Genomic DNA, 18,332 nt, shown 5'->3' with positions numbered 1-18,332 from the left:
ACCTGGCTACGAACCAGGCGGTCGGAGGTTCGACTCCTTCCACGCGCACCAATTTAAGTTAGTATGATTACGGTCGTACTAATGTTTTACCATTTAACATGCGCGTGTAGCTCAGCTGGATAGAGTACCTGGCTACGAACCAGGCGGTCGGAGGTTCGACTCCTTCCACGCGCACCAATACCGTTAATGAGATAAGTCTTGTTAATGTAAAGCGTTAAATGCGGAGAGGTGGCCGAGTGGCCGAAGGCGCTCCCCTGCTAAGGGAGTATGGGCTTTAACTCCCATCGAGGGTTCGAATCCCTCCTTCTCCGCCATTCTATTCTTTTAGTCGAGATGAATAGAATGCTTTTACAAGATAAAAAGTGCTAGTTTAGACTTAATCTTGAAAACTACTTTAGCAAGTAGAACACGATTTTGCGCGTGTAGCTCAGCTGGATAGAGTACCTGGCTACGAACCAGGCGGTCGGAGGTTCGACTCCTTCCACGCGCACCATATAGATAAGCCCTGCAAGCAATTGCAGGGCTTTTTTATTGGCATTTAATTGTTCGGTTTATGCAGCTGGGTAACGATGACATGGAGTTGCTTGGTAATAGCCCTGTTGATTGCTCAGGGTTAGTTATAGGCATGCTAGTTACCAGCATAAGCTTGAGACTTAATATTGGCGCAGAGCACCCTTTGATAGACTCTAAGTGGATTATCTAATCACAGCAAGACGTTAATGGAGTTATTAACGTGGCAGATAGCGATCTTATGCGAAGGAACGATTTTATGGTGCCATTGGCGATGTGTATTCATTGAACCGTGAGTACAAAAAAGCAGCCTAATGGCTGCTCTTCATTTAACACTGAACTAAAGCAAGTGAGTAAATTAAGCTTCTAGCTTAGCAAACTCAGTTTTTTGCTCGTTGAGCTTGTCCATATCGCGTTTTAGCTCACCCATTTTAGCGCGTTCCTTATCGATAACCGCTGGCGGCGCTTTAGCCACAAAGCCTTCGTTAGATAACTTGCCTTCGATACGAGCAATCTCTTGACCTAGCTTTTCAAGCTGTTTATCGATACGCGCCATTTCGGCGGCCACATCAATTAAACCAGCCATAGGGATAAGTAGCTCCATTTCGCCAATCAAGCCTGTAGTTGACATAGGCGCTGTTTCGCCGTCAGCCAGAATAGTCATGCTTTCTAAGCGAGCAAGGGTGGTGAAGAAGGTTTGATTTGCTTCAATACGGGCCTTATCCTGCGCACTAACACCACGTAATAGGGCATTTAGCGGCTTAGAAGGAGCAATATTGAGCTCAGCGCGAATGTTACGTACCGCGGTAATCACTTGCTTAACCCACTCTAAGTCGGCCATCGCTGCGCTATCTACTTTTGCAGCATCAAATGCAGGGAACGGCGCCAACATAATGGTATCGCCACCTTTAGGTGCTGATACGCCCGCTAACGGTTTAACGCGCTGCCAAATGGTCTCAGTGATATAAGGCATCATAGGGTGCATTAAACGCTGCAGGGCTTCAAGCACTGTCACTAAGGTGTTGCGAGTGCCGCGCATTTGCGCTTCGCTGCCATTTTGCAATACCGGCTTTGTCAGCTCTAAGTACCAGTCACAGAATTGGTTCCATGTGAACTCATACAGGGTATTGGCCGCTAAGTCGAAACGGTAGGCAGCCATGTGGTCGTCAAAGGTCTTAACGGTTTGATTAAATAAACCGATAATCCAGCGATCGGCCAGCGATAATTCCATCTCGCCGCCTTTGTGCTCTGGTGAGCCTGGGCCGCAATCTTGATCTTCTGTGTTCATCAGCACGTAGCGTGAGGCGTTCCATAACTTGTTACAGAAGCTACGGTAACCGTCTAAGCGCTTCATATCCCAGTTGATGTCACGACCCGTTGATGCCATTGCTGCAAGCGTAAAGCGCAGTGCATCTGTGCCATGGGCTTCGATACCTTCGGCAAATTCTTTGCGGGTGCTCTTTTCAATCTTGGCGGCCAGTTGTGGCTGCATCATATTGCCGGTACGTTTCTCAACTAACGCTTCAAGTTCGATACCGTCAATCATATCTAATGGATCGAGTACGTTACCCTTAGATTTTGACATCTTGTTACCCACTTCATCGCGGATAAGGCCGGTTACGTAGACCGTTTTGAACGGAACTTGTGGCTTGCCGTCTTCATCTTTGATGAAGTGCATGGTCATCATGATCATGCGGGCTACCCAGAAGAAGATGATGTCAAAACCTGTCACCAACACGTCGGTTGGGTGGAAGGTTTTTAAATCTTCTAAATTATCAGGCCAACCTAAGGTGGAAAATGTCCACAGGGCTGAGCTGAACCAAGTGTCCAGTACGTCTTCGTCTTGGCGTAGTGCCATTGAATCACTGATATTGTGCTTAGCACGTACATCGGCTTCGTTGCGGCCGACATAGACTTTGCCATTTTCGTCGTACCAAGCAGGGATGCGGTGACCCCACCATAATTGACGCGAAATACACCAGTCTTGAATGTCACGCATCCACGAGAAGTACATGTTCTCGTATTGCTGCGGCACAAATTTAATGCTGCCATTTTCAACCGCTTCGATAGCTGTTTTCGCCATTGGCGCCACAGCAACATACCATTGGTCGGTCAGCATTGGCTCGATAACTACACCTGAGCGATCGCCGTAAGGCACTTTCAAGGCGTGTGGCGCAATTTTTTCGAGTAGACCTAAAGTGTCAAATTCAGCGACGATAGCATCGCGCGCTTTAAAACGGTCAAGTCCGGCAAAACGTTCAGGCAGACTGCCATCAAGCGTTTTGTTAAAGGTACCGTCAGAGTTCACTACTTCGGCGCTTGCACGAATCGCGGCATCTAAGGTCAGCACGTTGAACATGGGCAGGTTGTGACGTTTACCGACTTCATAGTCGTTAAAGTCATGGGCTGGGGTTATTTTTACACAACCCGTACCAAAGGCCATATCAACATAATCGTCAGCGACAATAGGAATGCGGCGGTTAACAATCGGCAATAGAATAAACTTGCCGATAAGCGATTGATAACGCTCATCGTCAGGGTGCACGGCAACGGCACTGTCGCCAAGCATGGTTTCAGGGCGCGTGGTGGCGACTTCTAAATAGTCTTTACCCTCGGCGGTCAGTTCACCGTCAGCCAGTGGATAACGCAGATGCCACATGTGACCCTGCTTTTCTTTACTTTCCACTTCCAAATCAGAGATAGCCGTGTGCAGCTTTGGATCCCAGTTGACCAAACGCTTACCGCGATAAATCAACTCGTCTTCGTACAGGCGCACAAACACTTCTTGCACGGCCTTGGATAAGCCTTCGTCCATAGTGAAACGCTCGCGATCCCAATCAACTGAAGCGCCCATACGACGTAGTTGCTTAGTGATCGTGCCGCCCGATTGCGCTTTCCATTCCCACACTTTATCCATAAAGGCATCGCGACCTAGGTCATGGCGATTTTTGCCTTCTTCGGCTTCAAGCTTACGCTCAACCAACATTTGGGTAGCAATACCTGCATGATCAGTACCGACTTGCCATAGGGTATTTTTGCCTTTCATCCGTTGGTAACGGGTTAAGGTATCCATGATGGTGTCTTGGAAGGCGTGGCCCATGTGCAAGCTGCCCGTCACGTTGGGTGGCGGGATCATGATGCAATAATTGCCTTGGGATTCATCGCCGTGTGGCTTGAAGTAACCTTGCTCTTCCCAGTTTTGGTAAAGAGTTTGCTCGATGGACTGCGGATCGTATGTTTTTTCCATGGGAACGTGTCTGTCTCAAACTAATTAAGTGGATGTGTTGCTAAGTCTTGGGTCTGTAAATTGACCCCTAAGCCGCGATACTGTCGATAACGTTCGCGAGCGACCGCTTTATGCTGATCGTCATTGGCAACAAAATCGATGATGTGGCCAAAGTTTACCGCAAATGGAGGCGCTTGGTCTGCAAGATTAATCAGAACTTGCCGACTTTTGTTGGCGCCGATGCGATCAAAACCAATTTCAACTGGCGATCCCGTCATCGGGCCTTCACCCTTGAGATTGTGAGGGACAAACGCACTGGGTTCAAATTGCCATAATAATTCATCAATAACATGGGCTTGCTGCTTGTCTTGGCAATGAATGTACACCCATTGTTGTTTCACAAAAGCCTGCTGCGCTAGCTGGCAAGCTAAAAGATGCATTGCGTAAAGTGCAGGGTTGGTGTTTGCCGTTACAACGGGCGAATTTGTCATAGCCTTGGCAGACAATACCACCGGCGGCATGAGATAAAACAGCACTTGAGTCATGATTTCAATGCCTTACTTCACTTGTTTTCGTGGCGAACCAAAGCAGCAGTTTACACTAAAAGTGAGTATGGGTTAATGCTTGGGTGAAGCTTGGGTTTAGGTTTGATGAATCATTATTTTTCAGTTTTTTTAACTCAAGTCAGGAATGGCTTTTCAACATGAAATAAAAAAGGCGAAGATTTTTTATCTTCGCCTTTAATTCATCGAGTCTTTAACAAGCTAAGAGCCGATAGTCGGTTATTCGCCTGCTTCAACGCCAGCACGATTGATCAAGAACTGAGTCAATATTGGCACAGGACGACCTGTTGAACCTTTATTAGCTCCGCTATTCCATGCTGTGCCAGCTACATCTAGGTGCGCCCAGTTGTATTTTTTAGTAAAGCGCGAAAGGAAACACGCTGCCGTAATTGCACCCGCTGGACGGCCACCTAAGTTGGTCATGTCAGCAAATGGGCTGTCGAGCATATCTTGATACTCATCCCACAATGGCATGCGCCATGCGCGGTCACCACTTTGCTCACCTGCGCTTAATAGCTCGTGTGCCAGTGGATTATGCGATGAGAACAGACCTGAAGCATGTTTACCAAGGGCAATCACACAGGCGCCTGTTAGTGTTGCTGTGTCAATAACCAATTCAGGATTGAAACGCTCAACATAGGTTAAAACGTCACACAGCACTAAACGACCTTCAGCATCGGTATTTAATACTTCAACGGTTTGGCCTGACATAGTGGTCAGAATGTCACCTGGACGGTAAGCATTACCCGCTGGCATGTTTTCACAGCCCGCAAGAATACCGACAACGTTGATAGGTAACTTCATTTCACAAATGGCTTTCATGGTGCCAATAACACCCGCTGCGCCGCCCATGTCATACTTCATTTCATCCATGGCTTCGCCAGGTTTTAATGAAATACCACCAGAGTCAAAGGTTAACCCTTTACCGACTAATACAATGGGTTTTTCTGTGTTATCGACAGCGCCCTTGTATTCCATCACCGTCATGATGGATTCGTTGGCACTGGCGCGACCGACTGCAAGGTATGAGTTCATGCCCAGTTTGGCCATTTGCTCTTCACCGATAGTGGTAACGTGCAGTGTGTCGTGTATTTCAGCCATTTGGCGTGCTTGAGAAGCTAAATAGGCTGGATTACAGATGTTAGGTGGCATGTTGGCCACATCGCGACATAAGTGCATGCCGGCTGATACTGCCATACCATGCTCGATGGCGCGCTCACCTAAGGTTAACTCACGGCGAGTGGGGACATTGAACACTAATTTACGCAGTGGACGGCGTGTTTCACCTTTACGCGTTTTTAAGGCATCAAAGCTGTAAAGGCTACTATTAGTGGTTTCGACTGCTTGACGTACTTTCCAGTAGGTATCGCGTCCTTTAACGTGCAGTTCAGTCAAAAAGCACACGGCTTCCATTGAACCCGTTTCGTTAAGGGTGTTGATTGTCTTAGTGATGATTTGTTTGTATTGGCGTTCGTCTAGTTCTCGTTCTTTGCCACAACCCACTAATAATACACGCTCACTCAATACGTTAGGAACGTGGTGCAGCAATAACATCTGGCCAGGTTTGCCTTCCAGATCGCCGCGGCGCAACAAGTTACTGATGTAACCTTCGCTAATTTTATCTAATTGCTCTGCGATACCTGATAGACGTCGGGGTTCATAAACACCGACCACGATACAGGCTGAGCGTTGTTTTTCGGGGCTACCGCTTTTTACGCTAAACTCCATGAGCACTCCTAGATTCTTAAAGACAAATTTTTATATTTATTAGATAATGTCTGCTTGTCCCGAAAAGGGCCTAAGTTACTACTCCAAAGGTGATTTATTCTCGGCGCTTAAGCCACGTATTTAGTGACGTTAAGTTTACCTATAACCCCTGAAGTTGGTCAGAAAACTATCAAAAGTAGTCAGTTTACATGAAAGTTAGTCTGTTACCAGCAAAAAGATAAGTTTAGAGACCGGAACCTGCCTGTGATTGTATTTAAATACCTAATTCGAGAAGTTTTAAAGGCACAAGTTGCAGTGCTTTTAGTGCTGTTAACTATTTTTATTAGCCAACATTTTGTACGCATATTGGCCGATGCCTCCGATGGTGATTTCCCTGCCTCCTTAATCATGACTTTGATCGGGCTTAACTTGCCTTATCTGGTGATTTTAGTTCTACCCTTAAGTTTATTTTTGGGGATTTTACTGGCCCATGGCCGTATGTATTCTGAAAATGAGATGGTCATTCTCCACGGTGTTGGTGTTAGCGAGTGGTATGTCACCCGAGTGACCTTAATTCTTGCTGTAATCAATATGTTACTTACTGGATATTTGTCCCTTTATGTCGCGCCTTGGGCTGAAGAGCGGCAAAACCAAGTGCTCGAAAAAGCCCAATCTGAAGCTGGGCTTGCGGCTTTAGTGCAAGGGCGTTTTCAAGCGAGTCCCAATGGCCGCGCAGTATTGTTTGTAGAGCGTATTGGCAAGGATAACGAATTAGAGAAAGTGTTTGTCGCACAGCTACCCGATCCCGATGACGAAACCGGGGTCGCTAACGTAGTCGTGGCTAAGGGTGGACGTGTTCAGGAAGACAGTTTTGGTGCGCAACAACTGAATTTGAACGATGGCGTGCGTTATCAGGGTAGCCCTCGTTTGAAAGACTATCAAGTGCTTGAATTTGCTGGCTACAACATGCAAATCAAAGAGCAGCAAATCGATGAGCGTCGGCGTAAATTATCGGCACTGCCCGTTGATGAGCTAGTTAAAATTGAAGGCGCGGAAGCGGTTGCAGAGTTTCATTGGCGTTTAGCGATTCCGCTGGCTATTCCGATCATGACCTTGATTGCTGTGCCGCTAGCTAGAGTGAATGTACGCCAAGGTAAATTCGCTAAAATGTTCCCCGCAATACTACTGTACCTTGGCTATTTTGGTTTGATGGTCGCGGGACGTAAGGCATTACAAGATGGCATTATTCCACTGTATTTAGGAATGTGGTGGATCCATGTTTCGGCGCTCTTTATGGGGATTTTTCTGCTGGGGAAAGATCGACCTATCTTTAGCCATCTATCGGGATTATTTACCCATAAGAAGGTGGCGGCATGAAGATTTTAGACCTTTATATCGCGCGGATATTGTTAAGCACTTCAGCGCTTTGTTTGCTGGTATTGACGGGTTTGTCGGGCATTATTAAATGGGTTGACCAACTGCGTTTAGTGGGGCGCGGCACCTATAGCATGATGGATGCGGGGATTTATGTGTTGTTTTTAGTGCCACGGGATATTGAAATGTTTTTCCCGATGGCTGTGTTGCTGGGCGCGTTGATTGGCATGGGAATGTTGGCATCGAACTCGGAACTTGTGGTGATGCAAGCATCGGGTATGTCCCGTTTGCAGATTACTATGTCGGCGATGAAAACCGCAGTGCCGTTAATGTTATTGGTTATGGCATTAGGTGAATGGGGCGCTCCCATTGCGGAGCAAAAGGCCAATGAACTACAGGCGATTAAACTTTCTGGCGGGAGTTTAATTAAATCCCATCGTGGGATTTGGGCCAAAGATGGCGATTTTTTCGTTAATATTGGTGAAGTTGAAAAGATAGACAAACTCAACAATATTACACTCTATAAGTTTAATAGTGAGTTAAAACTCACTAACGTAGTGCATGCTGAACGCGCGGTTTTTGTTGAGAATAGTTGGCGTCTATTTGATGTGAAACGTACCGATTTAAGCTATGACAGAGTCATTCTAGAACACCACGACGAAGAACAATGGCTATCGAGTTTAACCCCAGATAAGCTCAGTGTGGTATCGGTTAAACCTGAAGCGTTATCGATTCGTGGTCTGGTCGGTTATCTTGAGTATCTAAAAACGAACAGCCAAGATCCTAGCCGTTATGAGCTCGCGTTATGGCGCAAGATGATGCAGCCAATGACTGTTGCCGTAATGATGTTAGTGGCGTTGTCGTTTGTGTTTGGCCCGCTACGAACTGTAACTATGGGTGCGCGGGTATTACTTGGGGTTGTGGCAGGTTTTAGCTTTTATATCAGTAACGAAATTTTTGGTCCCATGAGCATGGTGTATGAGTTACCCGCTTACGTAGGGGCTGTTGCGCCGAGCTTATTGTTTACTGGGATTGCCTTTTACTTTATCCGGCGATGATGTTGCTATTACTCTGAATTTAGCCCATAAAAAGCGACGCAAATGCGTCGTTTTTTATGGGCTAATTTTCTGAAACTTCACTTACGCGCCGTGCCAGTTACGCATTTGGTTGGCTTCTTTAGACAGCACAACCACTTCTGAACGGGTCATGCTATCTTGCAGGGCAAGCTTGTTACCACTGATGAGGATCCACAGATTACCAATGCCGAGCAATGACCAAACAATACGCGCATAGGCGGTGATCAGGCTTAAATTTTGCCCGTTAGGATGCTGCACTTTAAGGCGCCAAGCGCGCATACCTAAGGTTTGGCCACCTTTGCTCCAGAATAAGGCGTAAAAAGTGCCAACACACAAGACCAGCCAGAGTTGATTAATGAACAGGTAAATCGGCGTGCCGTTGAGCGCCTCAGAGACATGCTCAAAGCCATTCATGCCAGCTAGTCCTGAAGCTGTAAGGCCGTAAAAAACTCCAAAACTCACGGCGCCAGCAACCATATAAACCGCTATGGCTAACATTGAATCGTAAACAGCAGCGCCTAAGCGGCGTAAGAACCCCGCGCGGGGAAAGTTAGCATGTTCGGTATTGAGCATCACAGTGTCCTGTTTTAAAGTGCTTAAAGCGAATACAAAAATCAATAACCTGCTTAGGCTTCGGGTTCTTCATCTCTAACAAAGTGGATATTGCTAAAGCCAAAGCGGGCAAATTCTACTTTTCTGAATTCTTTTTCTGCCTTTGCACCTTTGCGAGATGTCATGGCGACCTGTTGTTCCATCGCTAAAAATTGGGTTAAATCGATGCCTTCAGCTTCGGCAACCGCTTCATATAAATCGTGGTGTTTATCGTAGCTAAAGGCGATAGTTTTAATCTTACCTTTAAAGGTATAAGTGACTTGACGGGCCATGGGGGAGCTCTCCTGAAATAAGTCTGAAATTAATTAAATTTACTTCTAAAAATAAAATATACAGCACCTAATATGCACAATCCTGCCCATAGATAATCGAGCTTCAAGGGCTCTTTCATGTAGAAATAGGCAAAGGGGACGAACAGACTTAAGGTGATGACTTCTTGTAAAATTTTTAACTGGCCGAGATTCATAACCGTATAACCGATACGGTTAGCGGGCACTTGCAGCAAGTATTCAAATAGGGCGATACCCCAACTCACTAAGGCGGCGATAATCCAAGGTTTTGAGCCTAAGGTTTTCAAATGTCCGTACCAAGCAAAGGTCATAAAGATATTGCTTAGGCAGAGTAAGCCAATAGTGGTCAGGGTTGGATTCATCTTTCATCTCTATGATTAATTTTATAAATCATATACATGGCATCGTCAGTGTAACTGCCAAGACATTTATCTATGCTCTGAGGTTTAAAGCCCATTTTAAGCCAATAACTGTCGGCGCCTTGTACAGCAACGAGAGATAAGGAATTAAGATTAAAGCGATCCGCCAGTAATGTTAAACGGGTGAGTGCTTTAGCACCAGCACCCAACCCTTGGGCTTTTGCTGAAATCGCAATATCGTGCAGATACAAAGTATCAGCCTTAGGTAAATGGGTAATGGGCTGATAAAGCGCTGGTGGCATATTGACGGTCCAAGGATGCGCCAAACAATAACCCACAACCGCGTTATCGACTTCAAACACAAAACAGGACTGAGGCGATACCTGCCATTTACTCTGCAGCACATGCAATGGCTCAGGATCCAGTTGTGAGTAACACTCATCTTGGATGTTTAAAATAGCATCCCAATCCTGTGGGGTGATTGCTCGCAGTAACATGGCCGATATTTATCCCGCTCAATATATCTCTCTTAAAATAAGCTCGGCATTATAACCTCAAGCGGCTTTAAAATGCAGGTTTGAGCGGCAATATATAGCGCTTAAAAACCCATTAAAACTGAGCTTTCAGTGCTTTCTCACGCATAACGGCTAAATACCTAGATATCGTTGGCGCAGGTGACGCTCAAGATATTGACTATTTAAGGTTTCACCCGTTGCTTGCTGAATTAGTTCATCTGTTGTGAGCAAGGATCCCTTTGACCAAATATGTTTGCTCAGCCACTGAAATACCGATTCCAGCTTGCCAGCATCGATTAAAGCCTCAATCGGCCCTAAGGCTTTTTCCATCGCAAAACGACACTGGGCAGCATACATGGCGCCTAAGGTGTAACTAGGGAAATATCCAAGTTCACCTACAGCCCAATGGATATCTTGCATACAACCGTCGCGATAATTGCCATCGGTATTGATCCCCAGTAATTGTTGCATCTGCGCCGACCAAAAATCAGGTAAGTCATCAACCGTTAAGCTGCCGTCGATAAAGGCTTTTTCCGCCTCAAAACGCAGTAAAATGTGGCAGGGGTAGGTGACTTCATCTGCGTCGACGCGAATAAGTCCGGGATTTACGCGGGTGTAATGCTGGGCTAATTCTTGGGCGCTAAAATCACAATTAAGATGCTGCGCGATTTTAGGCTGCAACTGACGTAAAAATGCCGAGTTTGCCCCGAGCTGCATTTCACAAAATAGACTTTGGCTTTCGTGTACGCCCATAGAACGTGCAAGCCCAGCGGGTTGACCGCGCCACGCTTGAGGTAAACCTTGTTCGTATCTGGCATGGCCAGTTTCATGAACTATGCCCATAATCGCGCTACTGAAATCGGCCTCGTTGTAGCGAGTCGTTATGCGTACATCGCTTGGCACGCCGCCGCAGAATGGGTGGCTACTCATATCTAGCCTGCCATGATTAAAGTCAAACCCCAGAAATGTCATTACGTCACGGCCAAGGGCTTGCTGCGCGCTAATATCGAAGGGACCATTGAGCACAAGCTTAGGCTCGTTTGCCTGCTTAGCCAGCACTTCTTGGATGAGTGTTGGTAGCCAATCTTTAAGTCCACCAAAGGTTTGCTCTAATTTTGCGGTGGTCATTCCCGGCTCAAATTTATTGAGCAGGGCATCATAGGGAGAAATCTTCTGGGCTTCACTGCGGATCTGCGCTTCTTCCTTAGCAAGCTCAATAACCGCTTTTAGATTGGGTTTAAAGCCCTGCCAGTCATTATTTTTACGCTGCTCGCGCCATGCATTCTCACATTGATAGGCCATTTTGGTTTTGGCTTGTACAAGGCAGCCTGGCACTAGGTTTGCCTGTTGATACTGGTACTGCATTTCCCGCAGATTAGCTTGTTGCTCAGCAGTGAGTACTTCTTCTGCAGCGCCATGTAAATGCTCGGCTAAGGTGTCTGAGGTTTTGAGTGTGTGGATATGCAGCGCCAGTTCTGCCATTGCATTACCGCGATCATTACCGCCGCCAATGGGCATCATGGCCGCTTGATCCCAATCACCTAAAGCGCTGAAATGTTCAAAGTGAGAGATTTTCTGAAAGTGTGCTGTCAGTTTATCGTAACGTGGTATTGGTACTTGAGGCTTAAGCTGTGTGCCCATTTGATTTTCCTTCAAGGGCATAAAACCCTGCGCAAATAAATAACAATAACAGAATGATAATACAACGAAGCCAAAATCATATAACACTAAAACCTTAAAGGTAGCACGGCGCTAGACACTCGCCGCTATCGCTTTGGTAGTAAATGTAGGCTGATTAACTGATGAACCGTTTAGCGTTAATAACGCTTAAACCTTGATAGAGGGGAGTCGGCCTGCTTAACGGTGTGAAAACCAAATATTAAATTTTAGCCGTTACTGTTTGTGAGGCTTAAAGTGTCGTCATTTGATGTGATCATTAGGGCATGATAAATAAAATATTTTGACTCAAGGCGAAGGCGCTCGCTTTATAACGAGCGCCTTTTGGGACTAGGTAAAACTTAACAGCTTATTGGTGTACCTTATCGACCCCCGATGAGCGACCTTCTGCATGACAGGTAGCGCATGACTCTTGTCCCGATTGATAAATTCGACCCCCGCTGGCATCACTTTGATACACCCCGCCAAAGCTACGCGCATGAACCACTAAGCTATCTAGTTGAGCGTGACAAGCTGTGCAGGTTGCCAATGTCGGTGAGTATTCAGCTACTTGGCCAATGTTGGTAGCCCCCGGCGCTGCAACAAGCAGGGATTGCTGCGTACTCAGTTCGGCAAGGTCGAGTTGCCCTGCGCTGTGACAAGTACTGCAATTATTTTTGGCATTAGGGTAGGTCAGTTCAGGGCGCGGATTGCCAAAACCAACCACAGTGCGGGTTCCTGCATGCAGTGAATGCACCATTTCCCTGTAGCTCAAGGTATTGTTGATAGTGCGATAGGGCTTGATTTGGCTGGCCCCAGAGGCATGCATCACATTAGCATTGAGATACATAACTGCATCATTAGTATGGCAACTTTGGCATTGCCTATCAGTGAGCGCCGTTGACGTTTGCGGAGCATGGCAGGTACCGCAGCTGCTATTGGGCTCAAAAATCCCTTTCATTTGATGCGCAGATAGGACTCTATCCTCTAGTCCTTGATCATGACATTGACGGCAGGCTGATTCATTCACTTTGGTTTTTGCCGTAACGGCTTGACCTTGCAGAGTTAATGTATTTACTGCACTAAGACTCACATCTTGATTCGCCACATTACAGTTAACGGTAAACCCGGTGTTTTTATCGGCGCAGAGTACCAGTTTACTGTAGAGCTGCGACTGGCTTAAATCGCCAAAATCAGCTGTCGACAGATTTGTGATTGTGACTGTTATTTGATTAGGTCCGGTAATTTTTAAGGCTACATCGGCTGTGGTTGCCAATAAATCCCACACTTTGCGTTGACCATTATTAACAGGCATGTCGGTGCGATGGTTTTCACCCGTTGCAATCAACCAGAAAGATTTAATCATCGCTTGAGTCGCGGGAAGTTGATCCAGTTGCAGCACTTGCAATGTAACTTCAAGGGTTTGAGTTTCAACACTGAGCTGCGAATTGAGTAACTTGACTTGGTAATCGCTCGCCAGTTTAGAGGCTGTATTGACTGCGGCATTGTGAAACAGACCGACACCTTGGGGATTATTGCTATCAGGATGGCAACCGCTACAACTCATTGACCAAGCGTTGGCGAAGATTTCTCTATCGTGGAATAACCCTGCCACAGTGCCATTCCAGTTAGCGGGAATTTGCTGGGTATGACAGTCAAGGCAGGCCGTTTTACTGGGGATGTTGTAATTGTCGCTTTGAGCCGCTGCGCCGGGAATATGACATTGCTGACACTGGCTCATATCGCCCGGAAAGGTCACATTTGAGTAGTCATATAACTGTCCCTTGTAACCTACAACTTGGTATTTAGCTTGGTGGATTTGGTGTGTCAACGTGGCCATATCTAAGCTATTGCCTGTTTCAGGATCGCCAGAGTAAGTCGTGTGACAAACAACGCAACCTTCATAGGCAAAACGTTTCCCATCGTGCATCAACAAACGAGTATCGGTATTCGCCAGATTGTCACTATGGCAACGAAAACACGCTTGCTCAGGTGCTATCACGTTACGGCCCATATCTGCCGCAACGGTTTGTCCTGTTGTGGGCACAAAATCATATACGCTGTTGATCAATTGAGTGTTGGCTAGGCTGGTCGCCAATGGTTTTAACTCTAGATAAATCCTGTGGGTAAGCTCTGGCGTATATTGCGTATCGAGCCCTGCAAATTGAGGGTAGCCTGTCAGTGGCTTGCTGAAGGTATAACGGTATAAACCTTCACCGAGTGAGATTAAACACGTCGTTTTACAATTGCTCTCGATACCCGCTTGAAATTGAGTTTTAGCATTGGCCTGTGAATTAATCGCAGGTTCAACTTGGTTATTAATATAGCTGGTCCATTGTAGAGCAGCATCGGTAGTGCCCGTGACAGACAGGCTTCCAGTGGCTAAGCCTACTGTAGTCTGAGTGGCTTTATAGTGATCTTGCGGCGGTGCCAGTTTGGCGATACCTAAGCTTAAGGTATCTAATTCCTTAAGGCTTTCGAGTCCAGTGACGGCAATACCATTGGCATTACTGAGGAAAAAATCAACCTGTACTTGAGTTTGAGCATCAATAGTGACTTTGTCGATTGTTGCTTGGAGCGTATCCGCTTTTTCTATGCTGATACTGATAGTTCCAGGTGGGCCTTCTTTACCATCATCGCCCTCGGAGCACGCTGTCATTAGACAAACGGCAATGGCAATGGGTGTAAAAACCTTCCATTGAGAACGGTTATTCATTTTCATCATTTTCCATTCCTTTTTAATTAGATTCTGTCGGGACTCTAATCGGAATGTATGCGTTTAAAATATTAACTCAGTTATTAGTCTAACGATATAAAACTAATCATTTTTAATAGCAATATCTAATTATATTAGCTTAGTTTGAAGTGGGGCGTTATTTCAGTTTATGAAATTTGGAATTATTAATTGTTAATAACAGGGTTATGATAAAAGTCACGCAACTCAAACTAATCATTACCCAATATGGGTAAGTGTGACGCAGATATAAAATAATTACAGATATTACTCTAGCATAAGTTGTCGGGAATCAAAGTGTATGCATATTTTAATTATATTGCTTTGACTAATAAAGGATCGAATATGATAACTAGAAGAGGAATACTTAAAAGCAGTATGGGCGTTGCTGTCGGTACTGTTTATCACGGAACACTGATTAGTTTTCTTACTGGTTGTGGTAGTGATAATAGCAGTCCAGAAGTTATAGAGGTCATGGCGGGTGGATTAATGGTCGTCAACCCTGTGATGTGTGTAAGTTGCCGCCGCTGTGAGATCGCCTGTAGTTGGAACCATGAGGGGGATTGCAGCCCTACACTGGCGCGGGTAAAAGTCGAACGTAATATGAACTTTGGCCCACATGGTGTGCAATTTGACTATCAGACACAACACGGTGAGTGCGGTGATGGCACTGTAGTACCAGCAACTTGTCGTCAATGCGAAGTTTGTACCCAAGTCTGTCCGCAACAGGCCATTTCAACCAATCCACTCACAGGCGCTAAAATTATTGATGAAGAGCGCTGTGTTGGATGTGGCTATTGCGCTGATAAATGTCCGCAGCAAGTGATTAAAGTTGTTCGCAGTAAAATGAAAGCCGTTAAATGCGATTTATGCAATGGAAATCCTGCTTGTGCTCAAGTTTGTCCAACAGGGGCAATTAAATTTTATCCTTGGGAAGAAGCCGAAGCTGCATTAGAACAATATGAAAAATATACCGGCTTAGTTTCTTAAATTGAGGGAAATATAATGAGTAATAAAATAGGTGGTTGGGCAGGTAAAGTACTTCGCGTTAATTTAACGACTAGCTCTATTGTTTATGAACCCATTGAACAATATTACGACTATATTGGCGGCATGGGTATTGGATATAAAATACTATGGGATGATCATAAGGATGATATTAAAGCTACCGATGCTGAAAATATAATAGTGTTCTCTGCTGGACCATTATCGGGCTCAGGTGTTATTTGTACTGGCCGAACAACAATTACTTCCCGTAGCCCCGTTATTGAAAAACATCTTATTGCCGATGGTCACTTTGGTGGACATTTTTCGCCAGCGATGAAATTTGCCGGTTTCGATGCAATAGCAATAGAAGGCAAGGCGAGTCGACCTGTGTGGCTGAAAATTGTCGATGATAAAGTCACCATCGAACCTGCTGATACTTTGTGGGGAAAAGGTATTTTTGATACCCACGCCATGATAGCCCAAATGATGGGGCCTAATGCGCAGGTTGCAGCTATTGGTCAAGCCGGTGAAAATCAAGTTCCCTTGTCCGTCATCATGACTCAAGGCGGGCATTCTGCTGGTGGTCATGGCTCGGTTATGGGCTCAAAGAATTGTAAAGGGATTGGTATTATTGGTACAGGCGCGGTCAAAATCGCCGCCAGTAATGAAAAAATGCGCGCTTTAGATGACCATATTTTAGGCATTATCGGTGCCAATAATAACGGTGTAGTGCCTTCTACTCCACAATCTTGGGCCGAATACTCAGCACCAATCAGCCGTTGGAAATCCAGACCCGGCCTTAAGTGGGGCGCCGCCGATCAAGAAATCGACTTGGGTGAAGTGCCGTGGAATGAACGTAATCGTATTGGTTTTCGTACCTCGATGGCAGAAAGCTATATCGGAGTGGAATATGCCAACAAATGGATGAAGCGTACCGGCGGTTGTCATTCATGCCCTATTCGTTGTTTTTGTGAGCTCAAAGTTCCTGAATTAAAAAGCAAATACAATCGTAAATCTGAGCATATCTCCAATGTCTGCATGGGATTCCTTGTGCCTCAATATTTGATGGGAACCAAGAATGGCACTGAAGCACATGCGATGGCGGGCGTGTTGGGGGCTCAAATTCTCGATGATTATGGTATTTGGTGTAACTACGGTTTGATTTCTCATATTTTTAAGTTTTTAAAAACCAATGATATGTTTAAGCATTTATTACCAGAAGATGAATACAACAGCATTCCTTGGGCGCTTTGGGATAATCAAGACCCTGCTTTTTTGATCGATTTTTATCGCCGAATTGCCTTTAAAGAAGGTGAAATCTCTCACATGGCCGATGGTTTATATGACTTAATTGAACGTTGGGGCTTGGATGGTACCAATCCCGCATTAGGTTATTGGGACATACATAAAGAAAGTAAAACCAAGGTTTTTAATAAAAAAACTAACGCAGCAGTGCACCATGCGAGTGAAACCGCGGGGCAGGTAGGCACATTAATCAACGTAGTGTTTAACCGTGATGCTCAGTGTCATTCGCACATTAACATTGTTAACAGTGGGCTACCCCATGATATGACGGCAGCCATTGCCGAGAGAAAATGGGGTGAGGGCGCCTTTGATAAGGTGAACTGGTATACCCCAATCAATGCTGCAAAGGTGCGTTTTGCCAAATGGTCTTTGGTGAAAAACGTATTACATGATTCGTTGACACTGTGTAACTGGATGTTCCCGTTATTAGCCTCGCCCGATAAAAACCGGAATTATGAGGGTGATAGTACTATCGAGTCGCAAATGTTTAGCTTAGTCACTGGGATTGAAACCAGTGAAACTGAGTTAGATTTCAAGGCCGAGAGAGTTTTACATTTACACCGTGCCTTAACCATATTGCAGATGAATGAAAGTAATATGCGTGAAGAACACGATGTGCTCAGCGACTGGGTTTATGACATGGATCCAGATAAAAACTTTGGCCAAGAGGGCACCATCAAGATGGATCGTGCGGATATGCAAACTTCATTAGATATGTTCTATGAAGCGTTTGGTTGGGATATCCAGACAGGTGCGCCGACTCGAGCCACGCTTGATAAGTTTAGTTTAGGGTTTGTCGCTGATAGATTAGCAGCGCGAGGCCTATTACCCGGTTGAAAACAATGATTGAACTAGTGGGTTATATCAGGGTATTTAGTCAACACGGACGTTTGGTTACGGCGGAGCAAATCGCCGCCGTAGCTGGACTGGAGTGGGATAGCGAGCAGACGATTCATCGCTACATTAACCTCATCCTTACAGAAGATTATGTGGATGTGCAGATGCGTTTATCGGGTGAAAAATATTTCTTTTATTCTGATAGGAGTATTGTTGAACGCTATGCGGAGCAGTGGTTGGCGCTCGAGCGAGGTGAGGCTTTTGAGGCGGTTATCGCGCAAATTCGTCGCAATAGTTGCCGCCATACTGAGGTGTATCTAGAGAGCGTATTAACGTTTGCGCCTTATTTTTATGATGAGCCGAAACTATGCCATTTACGTCAACAATTGCCCCAGCAGCCAGGTGCTGAGGATATACATTATGCGCAGGATAACCAGGGGCAAGGTTACTATTACTCGACTCAAGGGTTAAGTCATAGCTATGCAGCCGTGCTTGCCAATTACGATCCCTGTGAATGGTCAAACTAAGGTTAAATTACTCTATTAATAAGCGCCTTCGGGCGCTTTTTTGTTATTAAGAGA

The 18,332-nt window shown here is 45.6% G+C and carries 14 protein-coding genes and 3 tRNA genes; 8 read left to right on the top strand and 9 right to left on the bottom strand.

The window, feature by feature from the left end:
• The first annotated feature begins 100 nt into the window (after nt 1–100).
• From L2717_RS10645 to L2717_RS10635, 3 genes are all read left to right on the top strand, one after another.
• Nucleotides 101–177, top strand: a tRNA-Arg gene (locus tag L2717_RS10645).
• A gap of 45 nt (nt 178–222) precedes the next feature.
• Nucleotides 223–314 (top strand) — tRNA-Ser (locus tag L2717_RS10640).
• A 102-nt stretch (nt 315–416) separates the two neighbouring features.
• Nucleotides 417–493, top strand: a tRNA-Arg gene (locus L2717_RS10635).
• Nucleotides 494–868: 375 nt separating this feature from the next.
• Here L2717_RS10635 and L2717_RS10630 read toward each other — a convergent pair.
• The 3 genes from L2717_RS10630 to pepA form a co-directional block, all read right to left on the bottom strand.
• Nucleotides 869–3,757 (bottom strand): valine--tRNA ligase, encoded by a 2,889-nt coding sequence (locus L2717_RS10630; RefSeq protein WP_220773571.1) that lies wholly within the window; start codon nt 3,755–3,757, stop codon nt 869–871.
• 20 nt (nt 3,758–3,777) lie between these two features.
• Nucleotides 3,778–4,281 (bottom strand): DNA polymerase III subunit chi, encoded by a 504-nt coding sequence (locus tag L2717_RS10625; protein ID WP_220773570.1) that lies wholly within the window; start codon nt 4,279–4,281, stop codon nt 3,778–3,780.
• 237 nt (nt 4,282–4,518) lie between these two features.
• Complete coding sequence (gene pepA / locus L2717_RS10620; protein ID WP_220773569.1) at nt 4,519–6,027, bottom strand: leucyl aminopeptidase; 1,509 nt, start codon at nt 6,025–6,027, stop codon at nt 4,519–4,521.
• A gap of 243 nt (nt 6,028–6,270) precedes the next feature.
• On the opposite strand from pepA, the gene lptF reads away from it, so the two are divergent.
• Entirely contained in the window at nt 6,271–7,383 is a 1,113-nt protein-coding gene (gene lptF, locus L2717_RS10615; protein ID WP_248938044.1) for an LPS export ABC transporter permease LptF, read from the top strand.
• Nucleotides 7,380–8,438: an LPS export ABC transporter permease LptG gene (gene lptG, locus L2717_RS10610; RefSeq protein ID WP_220773567.1), complete on the top strand. Its 1,059-nt coding sequence runs from the start codon at nt 7,380–7,382 to the stop codon at nt 8,436–8,438. The genes lptF and lptG overlap by 4 nt, the downstream gene beginning before the upstream one ends.
• A gap of 81 nt (nt 8,439–8,519) precedes the next feature.
• Here the strand turns inward: lptG and L2717_RS10605 are convergent, their stop codons facing one another.
• The 6 genes from L2717_RS10605 to L2717_RS10580 form a co-directional block, all read right to left on the bottom strand.
• Nucleotides 8,520–9,029, bottom strand: coding sequence for an RDD family protein (locus L2717_RS10605; RefSeq protein WP_220773566.1), 510 nt, complete (start codon nt 9,027–9,029; stop codon nt 8,520–8,522).
• A 53-nt stretch (nt 9,030–9,082) separates the two neighbouring features.
• Entirely contained in the window at nt 9,083–9,340 is a 258-nt protein-coding gene (locus L2717_RS10600) for a DUF2960 domain-containing protein (protein WP_076496516.1), read from the bottom strand.
• A 29-nt stretch (nt 9,341–9,369) separates the two neighbouring features.
• Nucleotides 9,370–9,720 carry a DMT family protein gene (locus tag L2717_RS10595; protein ID WP_220773565.1) on the bottom strand — a complete coding sequence of 117 codons (351 nt, stop codon included), beginning with the start codon at nt 9,718–9,720 and terminating at the stop codon, nt 9,370–9,372.
• Nucleotides 9,717–10,214, bottom strand: a complete 498-nt coding sequence (locus L2717_RS10590) for a GNAT family N-acetyltransferase (protein ID WP_115406098.1) — start codon at nt 10,212–10,214, stop codon at nt 9,717–9,719. Before L2717_RS10590 ends, L2717_RS10595 begins: the two co-directional genes overlap by 4 nt.
• Nucleotides 10,215–10,364: 150 nt before the next feature.
• On the bottom strand, nt 10,365–11,873 hold the full coding sequence (locus tag L2717_RS10585; protein ID WP_220773578.1) for a carboxypeptidase M32: 1,509 nt from the start codon (nt 11,871–11,873) through the stop codon (nt 10,365–10,367).
• Nucleotides 11,874–12,258: 385 nt separating this feature from the next.
• Nucleotides 12,259–14,613, bottom strand: a complete 2,355-nt coding sequence (locus L2717_RS10580) for an OmcA/MtrC family decaheme c-type cytochrome (protein ID WP_220774943.1) — start codon at nt 14,611–14,613, stop codon at nt 12,259–12,261.
• A 354-nt stretch (nt 14,614–14,967) separates the two neighbouring features.
• Here L2717_RS10580 and L2717_RS10575 point away from each other — a divergent pair, with 354 nt between their 5' ends.
• From L2717_RS10575 to L2717_RS10565, 3 genes are read left to right on the top strand one after another with little or no spacing between them, the layout of a single operon-like run.
• Entirely contained in the window at nt 14,968–15,612 is a 645-nt protein-coding gene (locus L2717_RS10575; RefSeq protein ID WP_220774944.1) for a 4Fe-4S dicluster domain-containing protein, read from the top strand.
• A gap of 15 nt (nt 15,613–15,627) precedes the next feature.
• On the top strand, nt 15,628–17,751 hold the full coding sequence (locus L2717_RS10570) for an aldehyde ferredoxin oxidoreductase (RefSeq protein ID WP_248938043.1): 2,124 nt from the start codon (nt 15,628–15,630) through the stop codon (nt 17,749–17,751).
• A 5-nt stretch (nt 17,752–17,756) separates the two neighbouring features.
• Complete coding sequence (locus L2717_RS10565) at nt 17,757–18,278, top strand: YdhW C-terminal domain-containing protein (RefSeq protein WP_220775168.1); 522 nt, start codon at nt 17,757–17,759, stop codon at nt 18,276–18,278.
• Nucleotides 18,279–18,332: the final 54 nt, after the last annotated feature.

The sequence above is a fragment of the Shewanella glacialipiscicola genome (assembly GCF_023283485.1).
Taxonomy (GTDB): Bacteria; Pseudomonadota; Gammaproteobacteria; order Enterobacterales; family Shewanellaceae; genus Shewanella; species Shewanella glacialipiscicola.
The sequence above is the reverse complement of the archived record's forward strand: the minus strand, read 5'-3'. Positions and strand labels throughout refer to the sequence as shown.

Bases quoted from the DNA above. Each gene is read 5' to 3' on its own strand.
- L2717_RS10585 (WP_220773578.1), bottom strand. From the start codon at position 11,873: ATGGGCACACAGCTTAAGCCTCAAGTACCAATACCACGTTACGATAAA.
- L2717_RS10580 (WP_220774943.1), bottom strand. From the start codon at position 14,613: ATGATGAAAATGAATAACCGTTCTCAATGGAAGGTTTTTACACCCATT.
- L2717_RS10590 (WP_115406098.1), bottom strand. From the start codon at position 10,214: ATGTTACTGCGAGCAATCACCCCACAGGATTGGGATGCTATTTTAAAC.
- L2717_RS10565 (WP_220775168.1), top strand. From the start codon at position 17,757: ATGATTGAACTAGTGGGTTATATCAGGGTATTTAGTCAACACGGACGT.
- L2717_RS10570 (WP_248938043.1), top strand. From the start codon at position 15,628: ATGAGTAATAAAATAGGTGGTTGGGCAGGTAAAGTACTTCGCGTTAAT.
- L2717_RS10595 (WP_220773565.1), bottom strand. From the start codon at position 9,720: ATGAATCCAACCCTGACCACTATTGGCTTACTCTGCCTAAGCAATATC.
- pepA (WP_220773569.1), bottom strand. From the start codon at position 6,027: ATGGAGTTTAGCGTAAAAAGCGGTAGCCCCGAAAAACAACGCTCAGCC.
- L2717_RS10600 (WP_076496516.1), bottom strand. From the start codon at position 9,340: ATGGCCCGTCAAGTCACTTATACCTTTAAAGGTAAGATTAAAACTATC.
- L2717_RS10625 (WP_220773570.1), bottom strand. From the start codon at position 4,281: ATGACTCAAGTGCTGTTTTATCTCATGCCGCCGGTGGTATTGTCTGCC.
- lptG (WP_220773567.1), top strand. From the start codon at position 7,380: ATGAAGATTTTAGACCTTTATATCGCGCGGATATTGTTAAGCACTTCA.
- L2717_RS10605 (WP_220773566.1), bottom strand. From the start codon at position 9,029: ATGCTCAATACCGAACATGCTAACTTTCCCCGCGCGGGGTTCTTACGC.
- L2717_RS10630 (WP_220773571.1), bottom strand. From the start codon at position 3,757: ATGGAAAAAACATACGATCCGCAGTCCATCGAGCAAACTCTTTACCAA.
- L2717_RS10575 (WP_220774944.1), top strand. From the start codon at position 14,968: ATGATAACTAGAAGAGGAATACTTAAAAGCAGTATGGGCGTTGCTGTC.